This is a genomic window from Lentzea sp. NPDC004789, from assembly GCF_053601075.1.
Map to the genome: position 1 here is coordinate 254,313 of NZ_JBSGBE010000001.1, position 14,850 is coordinate 269,162.

General features: G+C 68.5%; 15 protein-coding genes. 7 read left to right on the top strand and 8 right to left on the bottom strand.

The features are described 5' to 3' along the window. Positions 1-12: 12 nt before the first annotated feature. Positions 13-1,764 carry an ATP-binding protein gene (locus ACWEIJ_RS01160; protein ID WP_449835192.1) on the bottom strand — a complete coding sequence of 584 codons (1,752 nt, stop codon included), beginning with the start codon at positions 1,762-1,764 and terminating at the stop codon, positions 13-15. 148 nt (positions 1,765-1,912) lie between these two features. Beyond that, the gene (gene ahcY, locus ACWEIJ_RS01165) at positions 1,913-3,376 is read right to left on the bottom strand and encodes an adenosylhomocysteinase (RefSeq protein WP_449835193.1); all 1,464 of its coding nucleotides are present in this window, start codon (positions 3,374-3,376) and stop codon (positions 1,913-1,915) included. Positions 3,377-3,473: 97 nt separating this feature from the next. Here ahcY and ACWEIJ_RS01170 point away from each other — a divergent pair, with 97 nt between their 5' ends. Next, on the top strand, positions 3,474-5,882 hold the full coding sequence (locus ACWEIJ_RS01170) for a hypothetical protein (protein WP_449835194.1): 2,409 nt from the start codon (positions 3,474-3,476) through the stop codon (positions 5,880-5,882). Here the strand turns inward: ACWEIJ_RS01170 and ACWEIJ_RS01175 are convergent. Further along, complete coding sequence (locus ACWEIJ_RS01175; RefSeq protein ID WP_449835195.1) at positions 5,876-6,199, bottom strand: hypothetical protein; 324 nt, start codon at positions 6,197-6,199, stop codon at positions 5,876-5,878. The genes ACWEIJ_RS01170 and ACWEIJ_RS01175 overlap by 7 nt on opposite strands. A gap of 165 nt (positions 6,200-6,364) precedes the next feature. Between ACWEIJ_RS01175 and ACWEIJ_RS01180 the strand changes: the two genes are divergently transcribed. Then, positions 6,365-7,276, top strand: a complete 912-nt coding sequence (locus ACWEIJ_RS01180) for an RNA-binding protein (RefSeq protein ID WP_449835196.1) — start codon at positions 6,365-6,367, stop codon at positions 7,274-7,276. A gap of 2 nt (positions 7,277-7,278) precedes the next feature. Then, positions 7,279-7,803 carry a GNAT family N-acetyltransferase gene (locus ACWEIJ_RS01185; RefSeq protein ID WP_449835722.1) on the top strand — a complete coding sequence of 175 codons (525 nt, stop codon included), beginning with the start codon at positions 7,279-7,281 and terminating at the stop codon, positions 7,801-7,803. A 3-nt stretch (positions 7,804-7,806) separates the two neighbouring features. On the opposite strand, the gene ACWEIJ_RS01190 is transcribed toward ACWEIJ_RS01185, so the two are convergent. Next, positions 7,807-8,790, bottom strand: a complete 984-nt coding sequence (locus tag ACWEIJ_RS01190) for a zinc-dependent alcohol dehydrogenase family protein (RefSeq protein ID WP_449835197.1) — start codon at positions 8,788-8,790, stop codon at positions 7,807-7,809. Between the two features lie 86 nt (positions 8,791-8,876). Between ACWEIJ_RS01190 and ACWEIJ_RS01195 the strand changes: the two genes are divergently transcribed. Continuing rightward, the gene (locus ACWEIJ_RS01195) at positions 8,877-9,242 is read left to right on the top strand and encodes a winged helix-turn-helix transcriptional regulator (protein ID WP_449835198.1); all 366 of its coding nucleotides are present in this window, start codon (positions 8,877-8,879) and stop codon (positions 9,240-9,242) included. Here ACWEIJ_RS01195 and ACWEIJ_RS01200 read toward each other — a convergent pair. Further along, positions 9,235-9,813: a TetR/AcrR family transcriptional regulator gene (locus ACWEIJ_RS01200; RefSeq protein WP_449835199.1), complete on the bottom strand. Its 579-nt coding sequence runs from the start codon at positions 9,811-9,813 to the stop codon at positions 9,235-9,237. The two genes, ACWEIJ_RS01195 and ACWEIJ_RS01200, sit on opposite strands and share 8 nt — an antisense overlap. A 77-nt stretch (positions 9,814-9,890) precedes the next feature. Between ACWEIJ_RS01200 and ACWEIJ_RS01205 the strand changes: the two genes are divergently transcribed. Continuing rightward, on the top strand, positions 9,891-10,370 hold the full coding sequence (locus ACWEIJ_RS01205) for a DUF2975 domain-containing protein (protein WP_449835200.1): 480 nt from the start codon (positions 9,891-9,893) through the stop codon (positions 10,368-10,370). After that, positions 10,370-10,582 (top strand): helix-turn-helix domain-containing protein, encoded by a 213-nt coding sequence (locus tag ACWEIJ_RS01210; RefSeq protein WP_449835201.1) that lies wholly within the window; start codon positions 10,370-10,372, stop codon positions 10,580-10,582. The genes ACWEIJ_RS01205 and ACWEIJ_RS01210 overlap by 1 nt, the downstream gene beginning before the upstream one ends. A 286-nt stretch (positions 10,583-10,868) precedes the next feature. On the opposite strand, the gene ACWEIJ_RS01215 is transcribed toward ACWEIJ_RS01210, so the two are convergent. Next, on the bottom strand, positions 10,869-12,104 hold the full coding sequence (locus tag ACWEIJ_RS01215) for a glutamate mutase L (protein WP_449835202.1): 1,236 nt from the start codon (positions 12,102-12,104) through the stop codon (positions 10,869-10,871). An 18-nt stretch (positions 12,105-12,122) separates the two neighbouring features. On the opposite strand from ACWEIJ_RS01215, the gene ACWEIJ_RS01220 reads away from it, so the two are divergent. Then, on the top strand, positions 12,123-12,731 hold the full coding sequence (locus ACWEIJ_RS01220) for a hypothetical protein (RefSeq protein WP_449835203.1): 609 nt from the start codon (positions 12,123-12,125) through the stop codon (positions 12,729-12,731). 3 nt (positions 12,732-12,734) lie between these two features. Here ACWEIJ_RS01220 and ACWEIJ_RS01225 read toward each other — a convergent pair whose 3' ends face one another. Then, the gene (locus tag ACWEIJ_RS01225) at positions 12,735-13,190 is read right to left on the bottom strand and encodes a MarR family winged helix-turn-helix transcriptional regulator (protein WP_449835204.1); all 456 of its coding nucleotides are present in this window, start codon (positions 13,188-13,190) and stop codon (positions 12,735-12,737) included. 40 nt (positions 13,191-13,230) lie between these two features. Beyond that, entirely contained in the window at positions 13,231-14,766 is a 1,536-nt protein-coding gene (locus tag ACWEIJ_RS01230) for an amino acid permease (RefSeq protein ID WP_449835205.1), read from the bottom strand. Between the last annotated feature and the right edge of the window lie 84 nt (positions 14,767-14,850).

The following is a 14,850-nucleotide window of genomic DNA, read 5'->3' on the forward strand; positions in this document are numbered from 1 at the left end:
ATCGCCGGCACGTCAGCCGAGTTCCCGAGGCCCTTCGTCCGTCAGGTAGTTCTTCTCAGTGCGGCGATACTTCACGTTCCTGCTGACTTCGGATGCGCCGATCGTCGCGACCGATCCCTCCTTCTTCAGCACGGTGAGCCAGCGGCGGACAGTGCCGTTCGGCAAGTCAAGACGCGCGGCGATCTCGGCTCGCGACAGCAACTCGTCGCCCAGGGCCGCCAGGATCTCGTCACGCCGATCAGCCCGCTTTGAGCGGTGCGCGACCATCCCCGATCTCGGCGCATCGTTCAACTGGTAGCGCGCCCATCGCCGGCTACCTGTCTGCACCACCAGCTCGCGCGCAACCAAGTCTTGAAGTTCTGCGGTCGCCACGCGGGAGTCCACCCCCGTCGCGGCTCGATAGGTTCGGTTGTCCAGCGCTTCGCCGTCCCTGAGCGAGGCGAGCGCGAAACACTGGCTGTCGGACAAGCCGCGTTGTCCGAGACTCGCGATCCAGCTGACCACGCTGTCACTGAGAAGAGTGTGATTCGGGAACGTGACGGTGAAGCTCGCGACCCGATCATCGAACTGCGGAGGGCTCATCCGAGCCGCACGCAAGGAATCGAGCATCGTGCGGATCCCTGATCCCCGGTTCTCGCACACTGTTCGCGTGCTGTCCGCGATCGGCACCTCGTCGAGGATCTTCATCAAGGTCGCGTTCCGTGCCGAGGAGATGCCTTCGCTCGCGAGACTGTCGACCGTGACCGGGCCGTGAAGGCCACCGGGGTTGCGCACGACCAAGCGGTCCGGGTACATCTCGACCTGAACCTGCGTACCCCTTGCCGCGCTGGACAAATCACGGTGCACCAACGCGTTCACCACCGCCTCCCGCAGCGCGGGCTCCGGATACTCCCACATGTCGGTGCGACCAACGCCAACCACCACAGAACGTCGGCGCATGTTTCGCCGGATCGCGGCCAGCGCGTCACGGACCATGATCGGGATCGGGCCTTCGACCAGCACGTTGTCGAGGAAGCGCTCACCTGTGTCAAGATCCGCGCCTGCGACGGTCGGGTAATGCACGAATGTGAGCATCAACTGCGGGAAGTGCTCTTGCGGGTACTCGCCCAACGCCAGCAGGCCGGCCAGCGAAACCTCGTCGGTTCCGGGCGCCAGCACCTTCGCCCGCCGTAACACATGTTCTCGGTCGAGGTTCTTGAACGCGTGGGGTCGGTTGGTCCTCAATCGTGCGACGAAGGCGTCGGTCAACGCCTGGTTCAGCGCATCGACCCCGACATCAGGTACTGGCTGCTCGTCGTCCTTCGGTTGACCGCGTGAGGCGAGCATGAGCTGGACCTCATAGCTGCTCAGCCTGCGATCACCATCACCCACACGGACAAAGCTGCCCTGCGTGATGCCTGCACCGCGGTAGAAGCAGGGCCGCAGCGCGGGATCTACCGCAGGCACCTCGGCTACAACGAGTCTCGCGCCCTCGAACTCGTGAATCTTGATCAGTGGGCGAAGTGCCGGCTCCATGTCGGTGGAACACAGCGACGCGAGATCAGCGGCCATCTTCGCAGGGTTGCTGACGCCAGTCGCACTGAACCCGCTGGCTTCCTCCAGCCCGAGGATGAGGGTTCCCCCGCCTGTGTTGGCAAACGCCGACAGCGTCTCGCGCACTGTTCGAGGCAAGGCCTCAGCAGCCCGTTTCACCTCGACATCGGCGACGTCACTGCCGAGAGCCCGAAGGTTGTCCACGATCTCGGCGAGTTCGTTGTCCAGCATGCGCCCTCTTCCTGCTCACTACCCTGCACGCTAGCAGTTGTGGGCAGGATAGTGAGCAGGAAGAGGGCGACACGGTGTGGCGAACAGCAGCAGCGGGTCTCCCGAAGGTCCAGGAGACCCGCTGCGCTCAGCTCTGACCAAATCGCACTCAGTAGCGGTAGTGCTCCGGCTTGAACGGGCCCTCGACGTCGACGTCGATGTACTCGGCCTGCTCCTTGGTCAGCTTGGTGAGCTTGCCGCCGAGCGCCTCCAGGTGGATGCGGGCGACCTTCTCGTCCAGCACCTTGGGCAGGCGGTAGACCTCGTTGTCGTACTCCTCGTGCTTGGTGAACAGCTCGATCTGGGCGATCACCTGGTTGGAGAAGGAGTTCGACATGACGAACGACGGGTGGCCGGTCGCGTTGCCGAGGTTGAGCAGGCGGCCCTCCGAGAGCACGATGATGCTCTTGCCGTTCGGGAAGACCCACTCGTCGACCTGCGGCTTGATGTTGTTGCGGCGGATGCCGGGGTAGCGGGCGAGGCCGGCCATGTCGATCTCGTTGTCGAAGTGGCCGATGTTGCCGACGATCGCCTGGTGCTTCATCCGCGCCATGTGCTCGACCATCACGACGTCCTTGTTGCCGGTCGTGGTGATGATGATGTCGGCCTTGTCGAGGACGTCCTCCAGGCGCTGGACGTCGTAGCCGTCCATGGCGGCCTGCAGGGCGCAGATCGGGTCGATCTCGGTGACGACCACGCGGCCGCCCTGGCCGCGCAGCGACTCCGCCGCGCCCTTGCCGACGTCGCCGTAGCCGCAGACGACCGCGACCTTGCCGCCGATCAGGACGTCGGTGCCGCGGTTGATGCCGTCGATCAGCGAGTGGCGGATGCCGTAGCGGTTGTCGAACTTCGACTTGGTGACGGCGTCGTTGACGTTGATCGCGGGGAACAGCAGCTCACCGGCGGCGGCCAGCTGGTACAGGCGCATGACGCCCGTGGTGGTCTCCTCGGTGACGCCGCGGATGCCGGACGCGATGTTCGTCCACTTCTTGCCGTCGGCCGCGAGCGAGTTGCGGAGCGTCTCGAGGATGATCTTCCACTCCTCGGGGTCGTCGTCCTCGGCGTTCGGGACGACACCGGCCGCCTCGTACTGGACGCCCTTGTGGACCAGGAGCGTGGCGTCGCCGCCGTCGTCGAGGATCATGTTCGGGCCCTTGCCGTCGGGCCAGGTCAGCATCTGCTCGGCGGTCCACCAGTACTCCGGCAGCGTCTCGCCCTTCCAGGCGAAGCAGGAGATGCCCTTGGGCTCCTCCTCCGTGCCGTAGGGGCCGACGACGACCGCGGCGGCCGCGTGGTCCTGCGTCGAGAAGATGTTGCAGGAGGCCCAGCGGACCTCCGCGCCCAGGTCGACCAGCGTCTCGATGAGCACGGCGGTCTGGATGGTCATGTGCAGCGAGCCGGAGATCCGAGCGCCCTTGAGCGGGTAGACCCCGGAGTACTCGCGGCGGAACGCCATCAGGCCGGGCATCTCGTGCTCGGCCAGGCGGATCTCCTTGCGGCCGAACTCGTGGAGCGAGAGATCGGCGACGGCGAAGTCGATCCCGTTGCGGGTCTGCAAGCGGTCCGCAGTCATGCGAAGTCCTCCAAGGCACTTCAGAGAGGGTGTCTTCCGACCATACCGCCCGCGGATGCACCACTATGACCCCTACTTCTGGTGAGGGAGGTCTCGGGTGTTGATCGCGGGCCCGGACACGCGTGTCGTCGAGCTGCGGGTGCACGGCGTGCAGGGCACGACGCCGCAGACGCTGGTCGACGCCGTCGCGGCCGTGGACGTTGCGGGAGACGGACTCGGACGCATCGTGCGGCCGGCGGACCGGCTCCGCAGACCCGCCCCTGGTCCGGTGCTGCAGACCGAGGGACGCGCCGTGCCGCGCGTGGTCGAGGGGTACCTGTGGGGCGGCATGACGTCCGGAGGTGTGGCCAAGGCCACGTGGGCGCTGCTCTTCCCGTTCAGCATCGCGAACGTCGCGCACTGGATGCTGCCTCCCGTGCCGGAGGGCAACCTGCCCGCTCACCTGCTCGGACTCGGGCTGCGGTCGTTGCTGCGGGTGTTCGCGCTGCTGCTGACGGCGCTGCTGGTCGCGCAGGCCTCGGTGGTCAGCCTCGACCTGCTCGCCGCCCAGTGCCTGCGGCCCGGCTCGGCCTGCCTGACCAGCGTGCCGACCGACGTGCGCCTGCTGCCGTGGTTCCGCACGTTCCTCGGGCTCCTGCCGGTCGTCGTGCTGATCTCGGTGATGCGGCGCATCTCGCACGTCGAGTGGCGGATCGAGCGCCGCGAGATCGCCGACGCCCAGGACGAGGAACGGCAGCCCGCGTCCGGTCTGCCCGGCGCGCACGTCGCCACCGACCCGGACACGCCCGCTTTGCGCTCCCTGCACGTCGTGACGGCTTTGGCGGTGACCTCGCTGATCGCTCTCGGCGGCCCGTTGAAGCAGCTCACGGCCTCTGGGCAGATGGGCGTGGCCATCACCGTGGCGTGGGTCGTCGCGTTGGTGTTCATCGGACTGTCGGTGCTCGGTGTGCTGCTGCTCGACGACCCGACCGGTGGTGCGCCTCATCGCGGTGGACGGTGGCTGCGGGCGGCGTTGGGCCGGCGGCCTCGGCGCGTGCTGATGGTGCTGTCGGCGGTGCTGGTGCTGACGACGCTCGGGCTGCAGGAGCAGCTGCCGGTGCGGGTGCCCGGCGCGGACGTGACCATGCAGGTCCTGGCGTTGCTGATGGCGTTCGTGCTGGTGTTGTTCGGGCTGCTGCTGGTGCCCGCGGCACTGCTGGCGCGCAAGACGTGGGCCTCGCTGCCGCGCGAACTGCGGCCGTGGGCCGGTGGCTGGTTCTCCGCGCCGGTGCTCGCGATCGCCGGGCTGCTGGGCGGCGGCTTCGGTGCCGGGGTCGCGCTGCCGGTGCGCCAGGCGCTGGGCGGCGGGCTGGACCTGCCGGACGGGTACGCGTACATCACCTTCTTGTGGGGCGTGGCGGGTGCTTTGGCGTTGCTCAGCACGTTCGCGGTGGCGTCGTTCACCGGCGCGGTGCGGTGGCGGGCCTTCCGCAAGGGCAAGGTGTGGGCGCGCGAAGCCTCGTTGCTGCACTCCGGCCGGATGCGCGACCTGCGCACCGCGACGCGCGCGTGGTGGTGGGCGCGCTGGGAACGCAACCACGGGCATCACCTGATCCTGATCATCGCATCGGTGCTGGTGGTCGGTGCCGTGGTGGCTTCGTGGCTGCGGGTGCAGAACGTGAAACCGCCGACGTGGACGGCGCCGTTCTCCGCCTTCGGCGTGTTCGTGCTCGGCTTGCTGGCCGTGTCGTTGCTGCGGGCGGTGTACCTGGCGGCGCGGCAGCCCGAGTCCGGCCGCCGGCTCGGCATCATCGCGGACGTCGCGCAGTTCTGGCCGCGTGAAGCTCACCCGATCGTGCCACCCTGCTACGCGCTGAAGGTCGTGCCGGAGCTGGTTTCCCGCGTCGAGGACCACCTGCGCGACCCCGGCACCCGGGTGGTCCTGTGTGGACATTCGCAGGGATCTTTACTGGTCGCCGTTGCGGCGGCACGGTTGCTGGAGGACCTGCCGCCCCAGGACCGCGAACGGATCGGGCTGGTGACGGCCGGATCGCAGCTGCAGTGGGCTTACCCGCGCGCGTTTCCCGCCGTGGTGCCGCACGCGTCGTTGGCCCGGCTGGCCGGCGGGCTGGACGGGCGTTGGCGCGCGTTGTGCCGCGGCACGGATCCGTTGGGCGGCGCGGTGATGACGTGGCGGCGGCAGGTGTTCGACGGGATGCTGCTCGGCGTCGGGTACCGGCCGGACGGCTCGGAGGGTGCGCTGGCGCCCGCCTTGCGCGGGCCGACCGGGGCGCTGGTGCTGGGCGGCGACCACTGGTTGCCGGATCCGCAGCGGGGGCCGTTCCCCGGGCGGCGGTGGCGGTCCGGGGTGTCGGCGCACTCGGACTACACGTCGGATCCGGAGTGGGATCGGGCGGTGGCGATCGCGGCCGGGTTGCTGGACGTGGAGGCACCGGAGTCGCCGCCGTTGCCGTTCGCGCGCAAACCCGAGGCGCGATCGCGCGACGCGTTGGGCGGTTCTCAGTGATAGATCACGGCGTGGCCTGAACCTTCGATGTAGTGGGCGCCGTAGGTCGAGCAGTAGACATACGACGACTCACCGCTGCCATTGCGCTTCAGCGGCCCGAAGTAGTACTCGCCGTTGCTGCACCGGGCCATCGCCTGGTACTGGAAGTCGTAGTTTCCGCTGCAGTTGACGCCGTAGGTGTTCCGGTCGTTCCACTCGCCGCACGACGACCACCCGTCGGCGGAGGTGGAGGCGGAGGCGGAGGCGGGAACGGCGAACCCGCACAGCGCCGTGGCGAGTGCCACCACGGTCAGGGCGCGCTTTTTGTTGCTGGACATGGACTTCCTCTCGATCTCACCTGGACGCGACCGACGCCGCTCCGTTCACGGGCCAGGATGCAGGAGAACTTCGCCGAAAGGTGATGTCCTCAAGAAGCGCGCAGAGAGTCTCCGGAATCGCGGAACGGTCGCGGAACGTCCTTGGAGGCTCGTAGTGTCCGGCTCATGCACGTGTTCAAGGTGACGAAGTACGACCCTGCGCACTTCGGCGAGCGCGGGTACTTCGGGCCGCTGGAATCCCGGAGTGATCGCGGGCCGCTGGAGGCGGCGTACCTCGCGGCGGTCGAGGCGTTCGCGCTGGACACCGGTGTCACCGAGCTGACCGTCCGCGAGCCCGAGATCAGCAAGAGACACGGGCTGACCGAGCTGTTCCCACCCGACCTGTCCGGCTACCACGACGGGGCGCGAGTGCCTCTCGCAACCGGTGTCGCGCTGGTCCGCGCCATGCTGCGGGACAACGGGGCGTGGTGCCGGCTGGAGGACGGCGAGAGGTTCTTCGTCCACGTCGGCTTCGACCAGTACATGTACATCGGCAGTGCGGAGCCGTGCGATGACGCGGTCACCCGTGCCCGCGCCGCGGGACTGTTCCCCGTGCCGATCGACGGCTCTCCATACGACCCGTACCGCGAGGAGCTCGAAGAACCGCGCCCTGCCGACGACGCGTTCTGGGCGGAGGTCACGCAGCTCGTGCTCGATCGTGGGACGGTGATCTTGGAAGAGCGGTACGTCCGCAACGCTTCGCGCTGGCACCGCCTGTGCGCGTCCGATGTCGCGGCGATCCGCGCGCGGCTCACGCCACGAGCCGGACTGGCGGTGTGGCCGGAGTTGAACGACGACGTCGTCGCGGAGCTGCGCACCCTCGACGACCACGACGTCGCCACGCTGGTCTTTCAGGACCGGGACGGCCGGATCACCGATCGCCGGGTCCACGGCGACGACCGTCCCGCCATCGCGGTCGAGCTCACCAAGGCCGTCGGCGCGATGGTGATCTCCGGCTACGCGGACGAGGAGAACCCGTTGCTGACCGCCGTGCTGCCCGATGAAGACGGTGTCGTTCGAGTGCGTTGGAGTGCGTGACCATGTTGACCGGTGATCTCGTCCGACTGCGGCCCCTCGAACCCGAGGACGCCGACGTGCTGTACCGCTGGCACAACGACGAAGTGGTCATGCGCTGGCTGCAGTCCTACTTCCACGAGTCGCTGGCCGGTCTGCGCAAACGCCTCGCCGACCGCCAGGAGAACTCGCACGAGAAGGTCACCTTCTGCATCGAGACGCTGCAGGAGCGCAAGCCGATCGGGATCGTGGCGTTGCGGGAGGCGGACCCGATCAACGCGCGCGCCAAGGTCGACATCTACATCGGCGAGCAGGAGTACTGGGGTGGCGGCTACGGCACCGATGCGCTGCGCCGGGTGTGCCGGTACGGGTTCGACACGCTGCGGTTGCACTCGATCGAGCTCACCGTCGTGGAGGAGAACGAGCGGGCCGTCAGGTCGTACCAGAAGATCGGCTTCCAGGTCGACGGACGGTTGCGCCAGGCGTTCCACCGCGACGGTGAGTGGCACGACGAGCTGTTGATGTGCGTGCTGCGGGACGAGCTCACCTGAGCGCTAGACCCTGACGACGATCTTCTTCCCGGAGTGGAGCCCCTTTTCGAGGTGGTGGTGTGCCTCGACGACGTCGTCCAGAGCGAACACCTCGTCGACGGCGGGCCGCAGTGCGCCGAGGCGCACACCGGCGTTCAGGAAGGCCGCCATGCGCTTCACCACGACGGCGTCGAGGGTGTGCTCGAAGCTGCGGTAGCTGAAGATCCTCAGCGGCGCGCTCGCAGGAAAGGGAGTCGGCCGGGCATCCAGGAAGCCCGCGACGACCAGGGTCGCGCCGGGACGGGCCGCCTTCACCAGATCCTGCTGGCCGGGGCCCATCACGACGTCGAGGACGATGTCGGCGCCGGCCCCGCCGGTGTGGTGGCGGACAGCTTCGGCGACGTCCTCGCGGTCGGTGGCGATGACCGCGGCGGCACCGGTGGCGAGCAGTTCGTCCTTCCTCTCGGTGTGCCGGGTGACGGCGATGGGCACTGCGCCGATCTGGTTGGCGATCTGCATCGCCGCCCTGCCCACGGCGCCGGACGCCGCGGTGATGAGGACGTGGTCGCCGGGCCGCATCCCGGCCTTCTCGACGAGAGCGCCGTAGGCGGTGGAGAACGCGACCCAGATCGCTGCGGCCTCCGTAACGCCGAGCCCGGCCGGACGGGCGATCACCCGGCTCGCGGGGACCGTGGTGCATTCGGCGTAGCTGCCCCGGAGGTACGCGTCCGGGATGGCGGTGAGGATGACCGGATCACCGATCTCGAGGCCGGTGACCCCGGAACCCAAGGCGTCGACGACACCGGTTCCCTCGACGCCGAGGCGAGCGCGTGGCAGGGGAACGGCCGCGGACGACGTGCCGGACCTCATCATCTGGTCGAGCGGGTTGACGGCGAACGCCTCGATCCTGACCCGCACCTCGCCGACCGCGGGCTCGACGGCCGGCTCCTCGACCACGTGCATGACCTCCGGTCCGCCGAACTCGTCGAACACGACGACTCGTGGCATGGTGACTCCTCCGCAGCTGGTGCTGAACTCGTTGCTGCGAAAGACGTTACGAAGCCGTGAGTTACCTCCTGGTACCTTCGGCCTCCATGCAGAACGCCGCTGGACCGGCCTTCCTCGCCGACTGCCCCACGCGGCTGGCGGTCGAGATCATCTCCGACAAGTGGGCCGTGCTCGTGCTCTTCGGTCTCAGCCATCAGCCTCGCCGGCACGGTGAGCTCGTCGACCTCATCGGTGGTGTCTCGCGCAAGGTCCTCACCCAGACGTTGCGCCGGCTCCAGCAGTACGGCCTGGTCGAGCGCCGAGCCGAAGCGCCGCGCCGGGTCGAGTACAACCTCACCGAGCTCGGCCTGACCCTCGTCGAACCCATCGAGGTCCTGACGAACTGGGCGAAGGACCACGGCGCCGCCATCGTCGAGTTCCAGGAGGCGGCGGAAGCCGGCGTGCTCAGCTGAGCGCGGGCGCGAGGTGGCCGATCGCCTCGCGCAGGTGGTCCTCGACGGAGGCCGTCGACACCACCACCAGGCCGGACGGGCGTTCGTCCACCCACCGCTGCACGGCGATCCGCGCGGCCGCCGACACCGCCGCGGCCAGCACCTCGGCGCCGATCACGTCCTTGCCCAGCCGTTCGGCGATCACCTCGGCGATCGGCGGTTCCATCGCGGCGGTCGAGTCGAGGTAGGCCTCGCGCAACGACGGCGTCGAGGTGATCAGGGCGAGGGCCTCGGTCGGGGGTTCGCGGTACTGCTCGGCGAACGCGGCGATGATCGAGTCGGCCAGTGGCTCGTCCGACGGGCGTGAGCGCAGGGCGGAGGCCACGGCGAGGGCGCGGGAGGCCGTGATGCCCGCGACGATCGCCTGGTCGCGGCTCGCGAAGTAGTTGTTGTAGGTGCGCGGCGAGACGTTCGCGGCTTCCGCGATCTCGTCGACGCGCACGTTGTCCGCGCCCTTCTCCAGGGCGAGGCGCAACGCGGCGGCGGCCAGTGCCGCTCGGGTCTCGGTCTTCTTGCGCTCACGCAGTCCCACGGCGATCACTGTAGAGACCTGTTGCAACACGATCACTACCGATTGACTTTCGATAGATCGCTACCGATACTCGATGCATGATTTCTGAGCGCTGGGCGGTGGTCGCCCTCCGGTTCTTCCTGGTGGCGCTGTTCGGGATCCTCGTCGTGCTGGAGACGTTGTCGATCCCGGGCTCGTACCGGTACTCGGCCGAGCAGCACCCGGAGCACGCCTCCGAGCAGTTCGTGTCGATGATCGTCGCGATCTTCTGGGTGGTCTGCGTGCAGGTGGTGATCGTGGCCACGTGGAAGCTGCTCACCCTGGTGCGCAAGGATCTGATCTTCACCGACGCCGCGATCAAGTGGGTCAACGTGATGGTCTGGGCGATCGGGGCCGGCTGGGTCGTGCTGGTGGGGGTGTTCGTCTACCTCGGCTTCATCGCCGACGACCCCGGTGTGCTGGTGTTGTTCTTCCTGTTCACAACGGGGGTGTCGGTGATCGGGCTCGTGCTCATCGTGATGCGGGCGCTGCTGCAGCGCGCCACGACGTTGCGGTCCGACATGGACTCGGTGATCTGATGGCGATCATCGTGCGCATCGACGTCGAGCTGGCCAAGCGCAAGATGAGCGTCGGCGAGTTCGCGGAGAAGGTCGGGCTGACGCCTGCCAACGTCGCGGTGCTGAAGAACGGGCGGGCGAAGGCCGTGCGGTTCAGCACCCTGGAGGCCATGTGCCGGGTGCTGGAGTGCCAGCCGGGCGATCTCCTCGAGTTCGTTCCCGAGGACGACTGACCCGGCCGGCGTCCGGATCAGACGATGAACAGCCACCAGCGTTCGCTCGCGGGTGCGTGGGTGTTCTCCCAGCAGTCGTACTGCGTGGCCCGGTGGTCCTGGACCAGCAGGACGCCCTGAGTCCGGCACGTGCCCCTCGTCGAGTACTTGCCCCCACGGCTCCTGGGCGGACGCGGTGCCCGCGCCGCCCAGCAGGACTCCCGCGGACACCGCGATCACCGCGGCCGATGCCATTGCTCGCTTCATGCTCGTGCACACGGAAAGCACGGCCCCGCGGTTGCACGTCTCACGTCAGCCGCTTCGCCAGTCGGTCGGCGGCTTCGAGCCGCCCCGACTCGGCGAGCAGGCCCACCGGTGCCAGCACGTAGTCGCGGTCGACGGTGATCTCCGCGGAACGCAGCACCGGTCGCAGCACCGGGTCGCCCCGCAGCGCCTCCACCACCGGCGTGAGGTCCTCCGCGTGCCGGAAGACGCCGCCGGAGAGCACCAGCAGGCCCGCGCCGTGCGGTCCGAGCTGGCCGTCGACCTGGCGGAGATGCCTGCGGACCGCCAGGATCGCCGCGAACGACGCCAGCTTCACGTCCACGGACGGGTCGTCGGGCAGCCAGCCGACGTTCTCGGCCCGCAGTTGAGCTTCGTGCGCGAGGTCCTCGGTGGTCAGGCGTTCGGCGTGAGCTTCCTTCACCACGCCCGGCGCGGACCAGCGCATGCCCAGGTCGCCCTCGACCGTGCGGCGGTCCGGTGGCAGCGCGACCGTCCGTTCCAGACCTTCACTGTCCGCAGTGGACACCGCCGAGTAGACGTCCGTGGTCGCGCCGCCGACGTCCACCACCAACACGGCACCCTCACGGTCCTGTGCCGCCAACCGTGACACACCCGCCAACACCGCGTCGGGCGTCACGGCGCGCACGAGCTGCCGGAACCGCGGGCCCCGCGACAGGCCCTTGCCACCGATCACGTGCTGCAGGAACGCCGCGCGGATCGCCTTGCGGGCCGGTTCCGGGGCGAGCCGGCCGACGTCCGGCAGCACGTTCGGGCAGGCGACGACCGTGCGTTTCGCGAGGAGTTCCAAGGCTTCCGGCTGCGCCTCGACGTTGCCCGCGAGCACGATCGGCACGGCGACCCTGGCGAGCTTCGCGGCGTTGTGCAGCAGCACCGACCGGTCGCCGCCGTCCGTGCCGCCGACCAGCAGGACCAGGTCGGGTTCGGTCGCTCGCAGGGCCTTCACGTCGACCGGGCCGGCGCTGACGTGCACGATCTTGGCGCCCGCGCTGAGCGCCACCCGGTAGCCGGCCTCGGCGCTCACGACGCGTTCCTGGCCCACGACCGCGAGCCGCAGGCCGCCACCGGCCGACGAGCACGCGAGGATCTCACCGTCGCCCACCTCGGCGCGCAGCGCGTCGATGCCGTGCAGCACCTCGGGAGGTGTGGTCGGGTGCTGTCCGGTCCGGACCAGTTCGCCCTCCTCGGTGAGGAGCGCGGCCTTGGTCCAGGTGGAACCGACGTCGAGACACAGGATCACGAGGCAAGCTAACGCACCATGAAGCTCACGCCCAAGGTGATCCTCGAAGGCACCCGCCTGACCGGCAAGACCGACCTGGCCTACGCGCTCAACGAACACCCCCGCCTCGTCGGACACCGCAAGTACCGCTACCACTCGCCGTTGATCTCGGCCGAGTGGAGCGGGTTCACCAACGAGCCGTGGGGCCGCGGGCTGATCGACTTCGCGCCGGACGAGACAGCGCACGCGATGGAGACGTATGAGACGTGGGTGCGGATGTTCGAACTGCAGCGCTACTACTCGTGGATCGTCGACCGGTTCCACCTGTCCACGATGGCGTACCAGGCGCGGCAGGGCCGTGAGTTCGACTTCGGGTGGCTGGAGGAACGGCTGAAGCCGCTCAACTTCGCGATCGTGCTGTGCACCCGGCCGGAGGACACGTTCGAGGAGGCGCGCGAGGAGCGGTTGAAGATCAGCGCGAACCCGAAGCAGTACGTGTCGCTGGAACCGTTCGTCGAGGAGCAGGCACAGCTGCGCGCGCTGGCCGCGAAGTCGATCCTGCCCGTGTTCGAGTTCGACGTGACGCGGCACGGGCCGGACGACGTGGCGGAGTTCCTCGCCGAACGCGACCTGCTGACCCTCCAGTAGGTCCTAGTCGTCCGCCTTCTCGTGCACGACCTGCATGAACGACCCGAGCTGGGCGAGCTGCTCCGGCGTGAACAGGTCGATCAGGTACGCGCGGACCGTCTCGACGTGACCGGGCGCGGTAGCGCTCAGCAGCTCCTTGCCGGCCTCGGTGAGCACGGCGACGATGCCGCGCTCGTCGGACTCGTGCGGTTCGCGCCGCACGAGTCCCGACTTCTCCAGCTTGCCGATCTGGTAGGTCAGCGAGCTCTTCGACACCACCACGCGGCGGGCCAGCTCGGTCATGCGCATGCGGTTGCCCGGCTGTTCGGACAGCACGACCAGCACGTTGTACTGCGCGTGCGAGAGGCCCGCGTCGCGCTGCAACTGCTGTTCGATCTGCCTCTCGAGGAGGTGGTACGCCTGCACGAAGTGGTGCCAGGCGTACTCCTCCTCCGCGGAAAGCCACCGCGCGTTTGCCATGAGTCCGCAGGTTAGTTGGTCTAGAGCTGTTCCCCCGGGACTAGACCCCTGGTTCTTCGCCGTGCTTGATCACCGGTTCCGCCTCGACCTTGCGCTCGCCGGTCCTGCCGAGCACGGAGTTGCGGCGGCTGTAACCGAAGTAGACGACCACGCCGAGCGCCATCCAGATGAGGAACCGGACCCACGTGAGCGCGGTCAGGTTCAGCATCAGCCACAGGCAGGCGAGGATCGCGAGGATCGGCACCAACGGCACGAGCGGCACGCGGAACCCGCGCGACAGGTCGGGCCGGGTCCTGCGCAGCACCCACACGCCAGCGGACACCAGGATGAACGCGAACAGCGTGCCGACGTTCACCATCTCCTCGAGCTTGCCGGCCGGGAAGAAGCCCGCCGCGACCGCGACCAGCACACCGATGATGATCGTGATGCGCGTCGGCGTCCCGTGGCCACCGGTCTTCGCGAGCCCGCGCGGCAGCAGCCCGTCCCTCGACATCGCGAACAGCACCCGGCTCTGGCCGAGCATCAGCACCATGACGACGGTGGTGAGACCGGCGAGGGCGCCGACCGAGATCACCGTGGCGGCCCAGTCGACCCCGTTGTCCCGGAACGCGCTGGCGAGCGTCGCGCGGGTGCCGTCCGGCTGCGTCGCGAGCTTCGTGTACGGCACCATGCCGGTGATCACCAGCGTCACCGCGACGTACAGCACCGTGACGATCGCGAGCGACCCGAGAATGCCCCGCGGCACGGCCTTCTGCGGGTTCTTGGTCTCCTCCGCCGTGGTCGCCACGACGTCGAACCCGATGAACGCGAAGAACACGATGCTCGCCGCCGCCAGCATGCCGAGCACGCCGTACGTGCTGCCCGAGTACCCGGTGAGCAGCGAGAACAGCGACTGCTCGATCCCGGTGTGCGCCGCCGGACCGCTTTCGGCCGCGGGCGGGATGAACGGGCGGTAGTTCTCGGCCTTGATGTACCCGATGCCGAGCACGATCACGAGCAACACCACCGCGACCTTGATGGCCGTGATGACCGCGCTGACCCGCGAGCTCAGCTTCGTGCCGATGATCAGGAGCACGGTGAGCACCGCGACCAGCAGCACCGCACCCCAGTCGAACTTGATGCCGGTGCCAACCTCGGTCTTCACGTCGACACCGAGCAACCCGAGCGTCGTCTGCAGGTAGGCCGACCATCCCTTGGCCACCGCCGCCGACCCGACCGCGAACTCCAGCACCAGGTCCCAGCCGATGATCCACGCCGCGAACTCGCCGAACGTGGCGTAGGAGAACGTGTACGCACTACCCGCCACGGGCACCGTCGAGGCGAACTCCGCGTAGCACAACGCGGCCAGCGCGCACGCGATCGCCGCCAGCACGAAGCTCAGCGACACCGACGGCCCGGCGATGTTGCCCGCCGTGCTCGCGGTGAGCGTGAAGATGCCGGCACCGATGACCACCGCGACACCGAAGACCGTCAGGTCCCACGCGGTGAGATCCTTGCGGAGCTTGGTGTCCGGCTCGTCGGTGTCAGCGATCGACTGCTCGATCGACTTCGTGCGCCACAACCCGTTGCCCGGCACGGTGCATACCTCCTTGATGGACCTGTTCGGCCCACCCTAGAGGTATCCAACATGTGGAACGCCTATAGCTGTTGTCCGGCGGTT

What these genes read in the sequence shown, in the direction of transcription:
- ACWEIJ_RS01160 (WP_449835192.1), bottom strand. Translation starts at nt 1,764, where the DNA reads ATGCTGGACAACGAACTCGCCGAGATCGTGGACAACCTTCGGGCTCTC.
- ahcY (WP_449835193.1), bottom strand. Translation starts at nt 3,376, where the DNA reads ATGACTGCGGACCGCTTGCAGACCCGCAACGGGATCGACTTCGCCGTC.
- ACWEIJ_RS01175 (WP_449835195.1), bottom strand. Translation starts at nt 6,199, where the DNA reads ATGTCCAGCAACAAAAAGCGCGCCCTGACCGTGGTGGCACTCGCCACG.
- ACWEIJ_RS01180 (WP_449835196.1), top strand. Translation starts at nt 6,365, where the DNA reads ATGCACGTGTTCAAGGTGACGAAGTACGACCCTGCGCACTTCGGCGAG.
- ACWEIJ_RS01185 (WP_449835722.1), top strand. Translation starts at nt 7,279, where the DNA reads ATGTTGACCGGTGATCTCGTCCGACTGCGGCCCCTCGAACCCGAGGAC.
- ACWEIJ_RS01190 (WP_449835197.1), bottom strand. Translation starts at nt 8,790, where the DNA reads ATGCCACGAGTCGTCGTGTTCGACGAGTTCGGCGGACCGGAGGTCATG.
- ACWEIJ_RS01195 (WP_449835198.1), top strand. Translation starts at nt 8,877, where the DNA reads ATGCAGAACGCCGCTGGACCGGCCTTCCTCGCCGACTGCCCCACGCGG.
- ACWEIJ_RS01205 (WP_449835200.1), top strand. Translation starts at nt 9,891, where the DNA reads ATGATTTCTGAGCGCTGGGCGGTGGTCGCCCTCCGGTTCTTCCTGGTG.
- ACWEIJ_RS01210 (WP_449835201.1), top strand. Translation starts at nt 10,370, where the DNA reads ATGGCGATCATCGTGCGCATCGACGTCGAGCTGGCCAAGCGCAAGATG.
- ACWEIJ_RS01220 (WP_449835203.1), top strand. Translation starts at nt 12,123, where the DNA reads ATGAAGCTCACGCCCAAGGTGATCCTCGAAGGCACCCGCCTGACCGGC.
- ACWEIJ_RS01225 (WP_449835204.1), bottom strand. Translation starts at nt 13,190, where the DNA reads ATGGCAAACGCGCGGTGGCTTTCCGCGGAGGAGGAGTACGCCTGGCAC.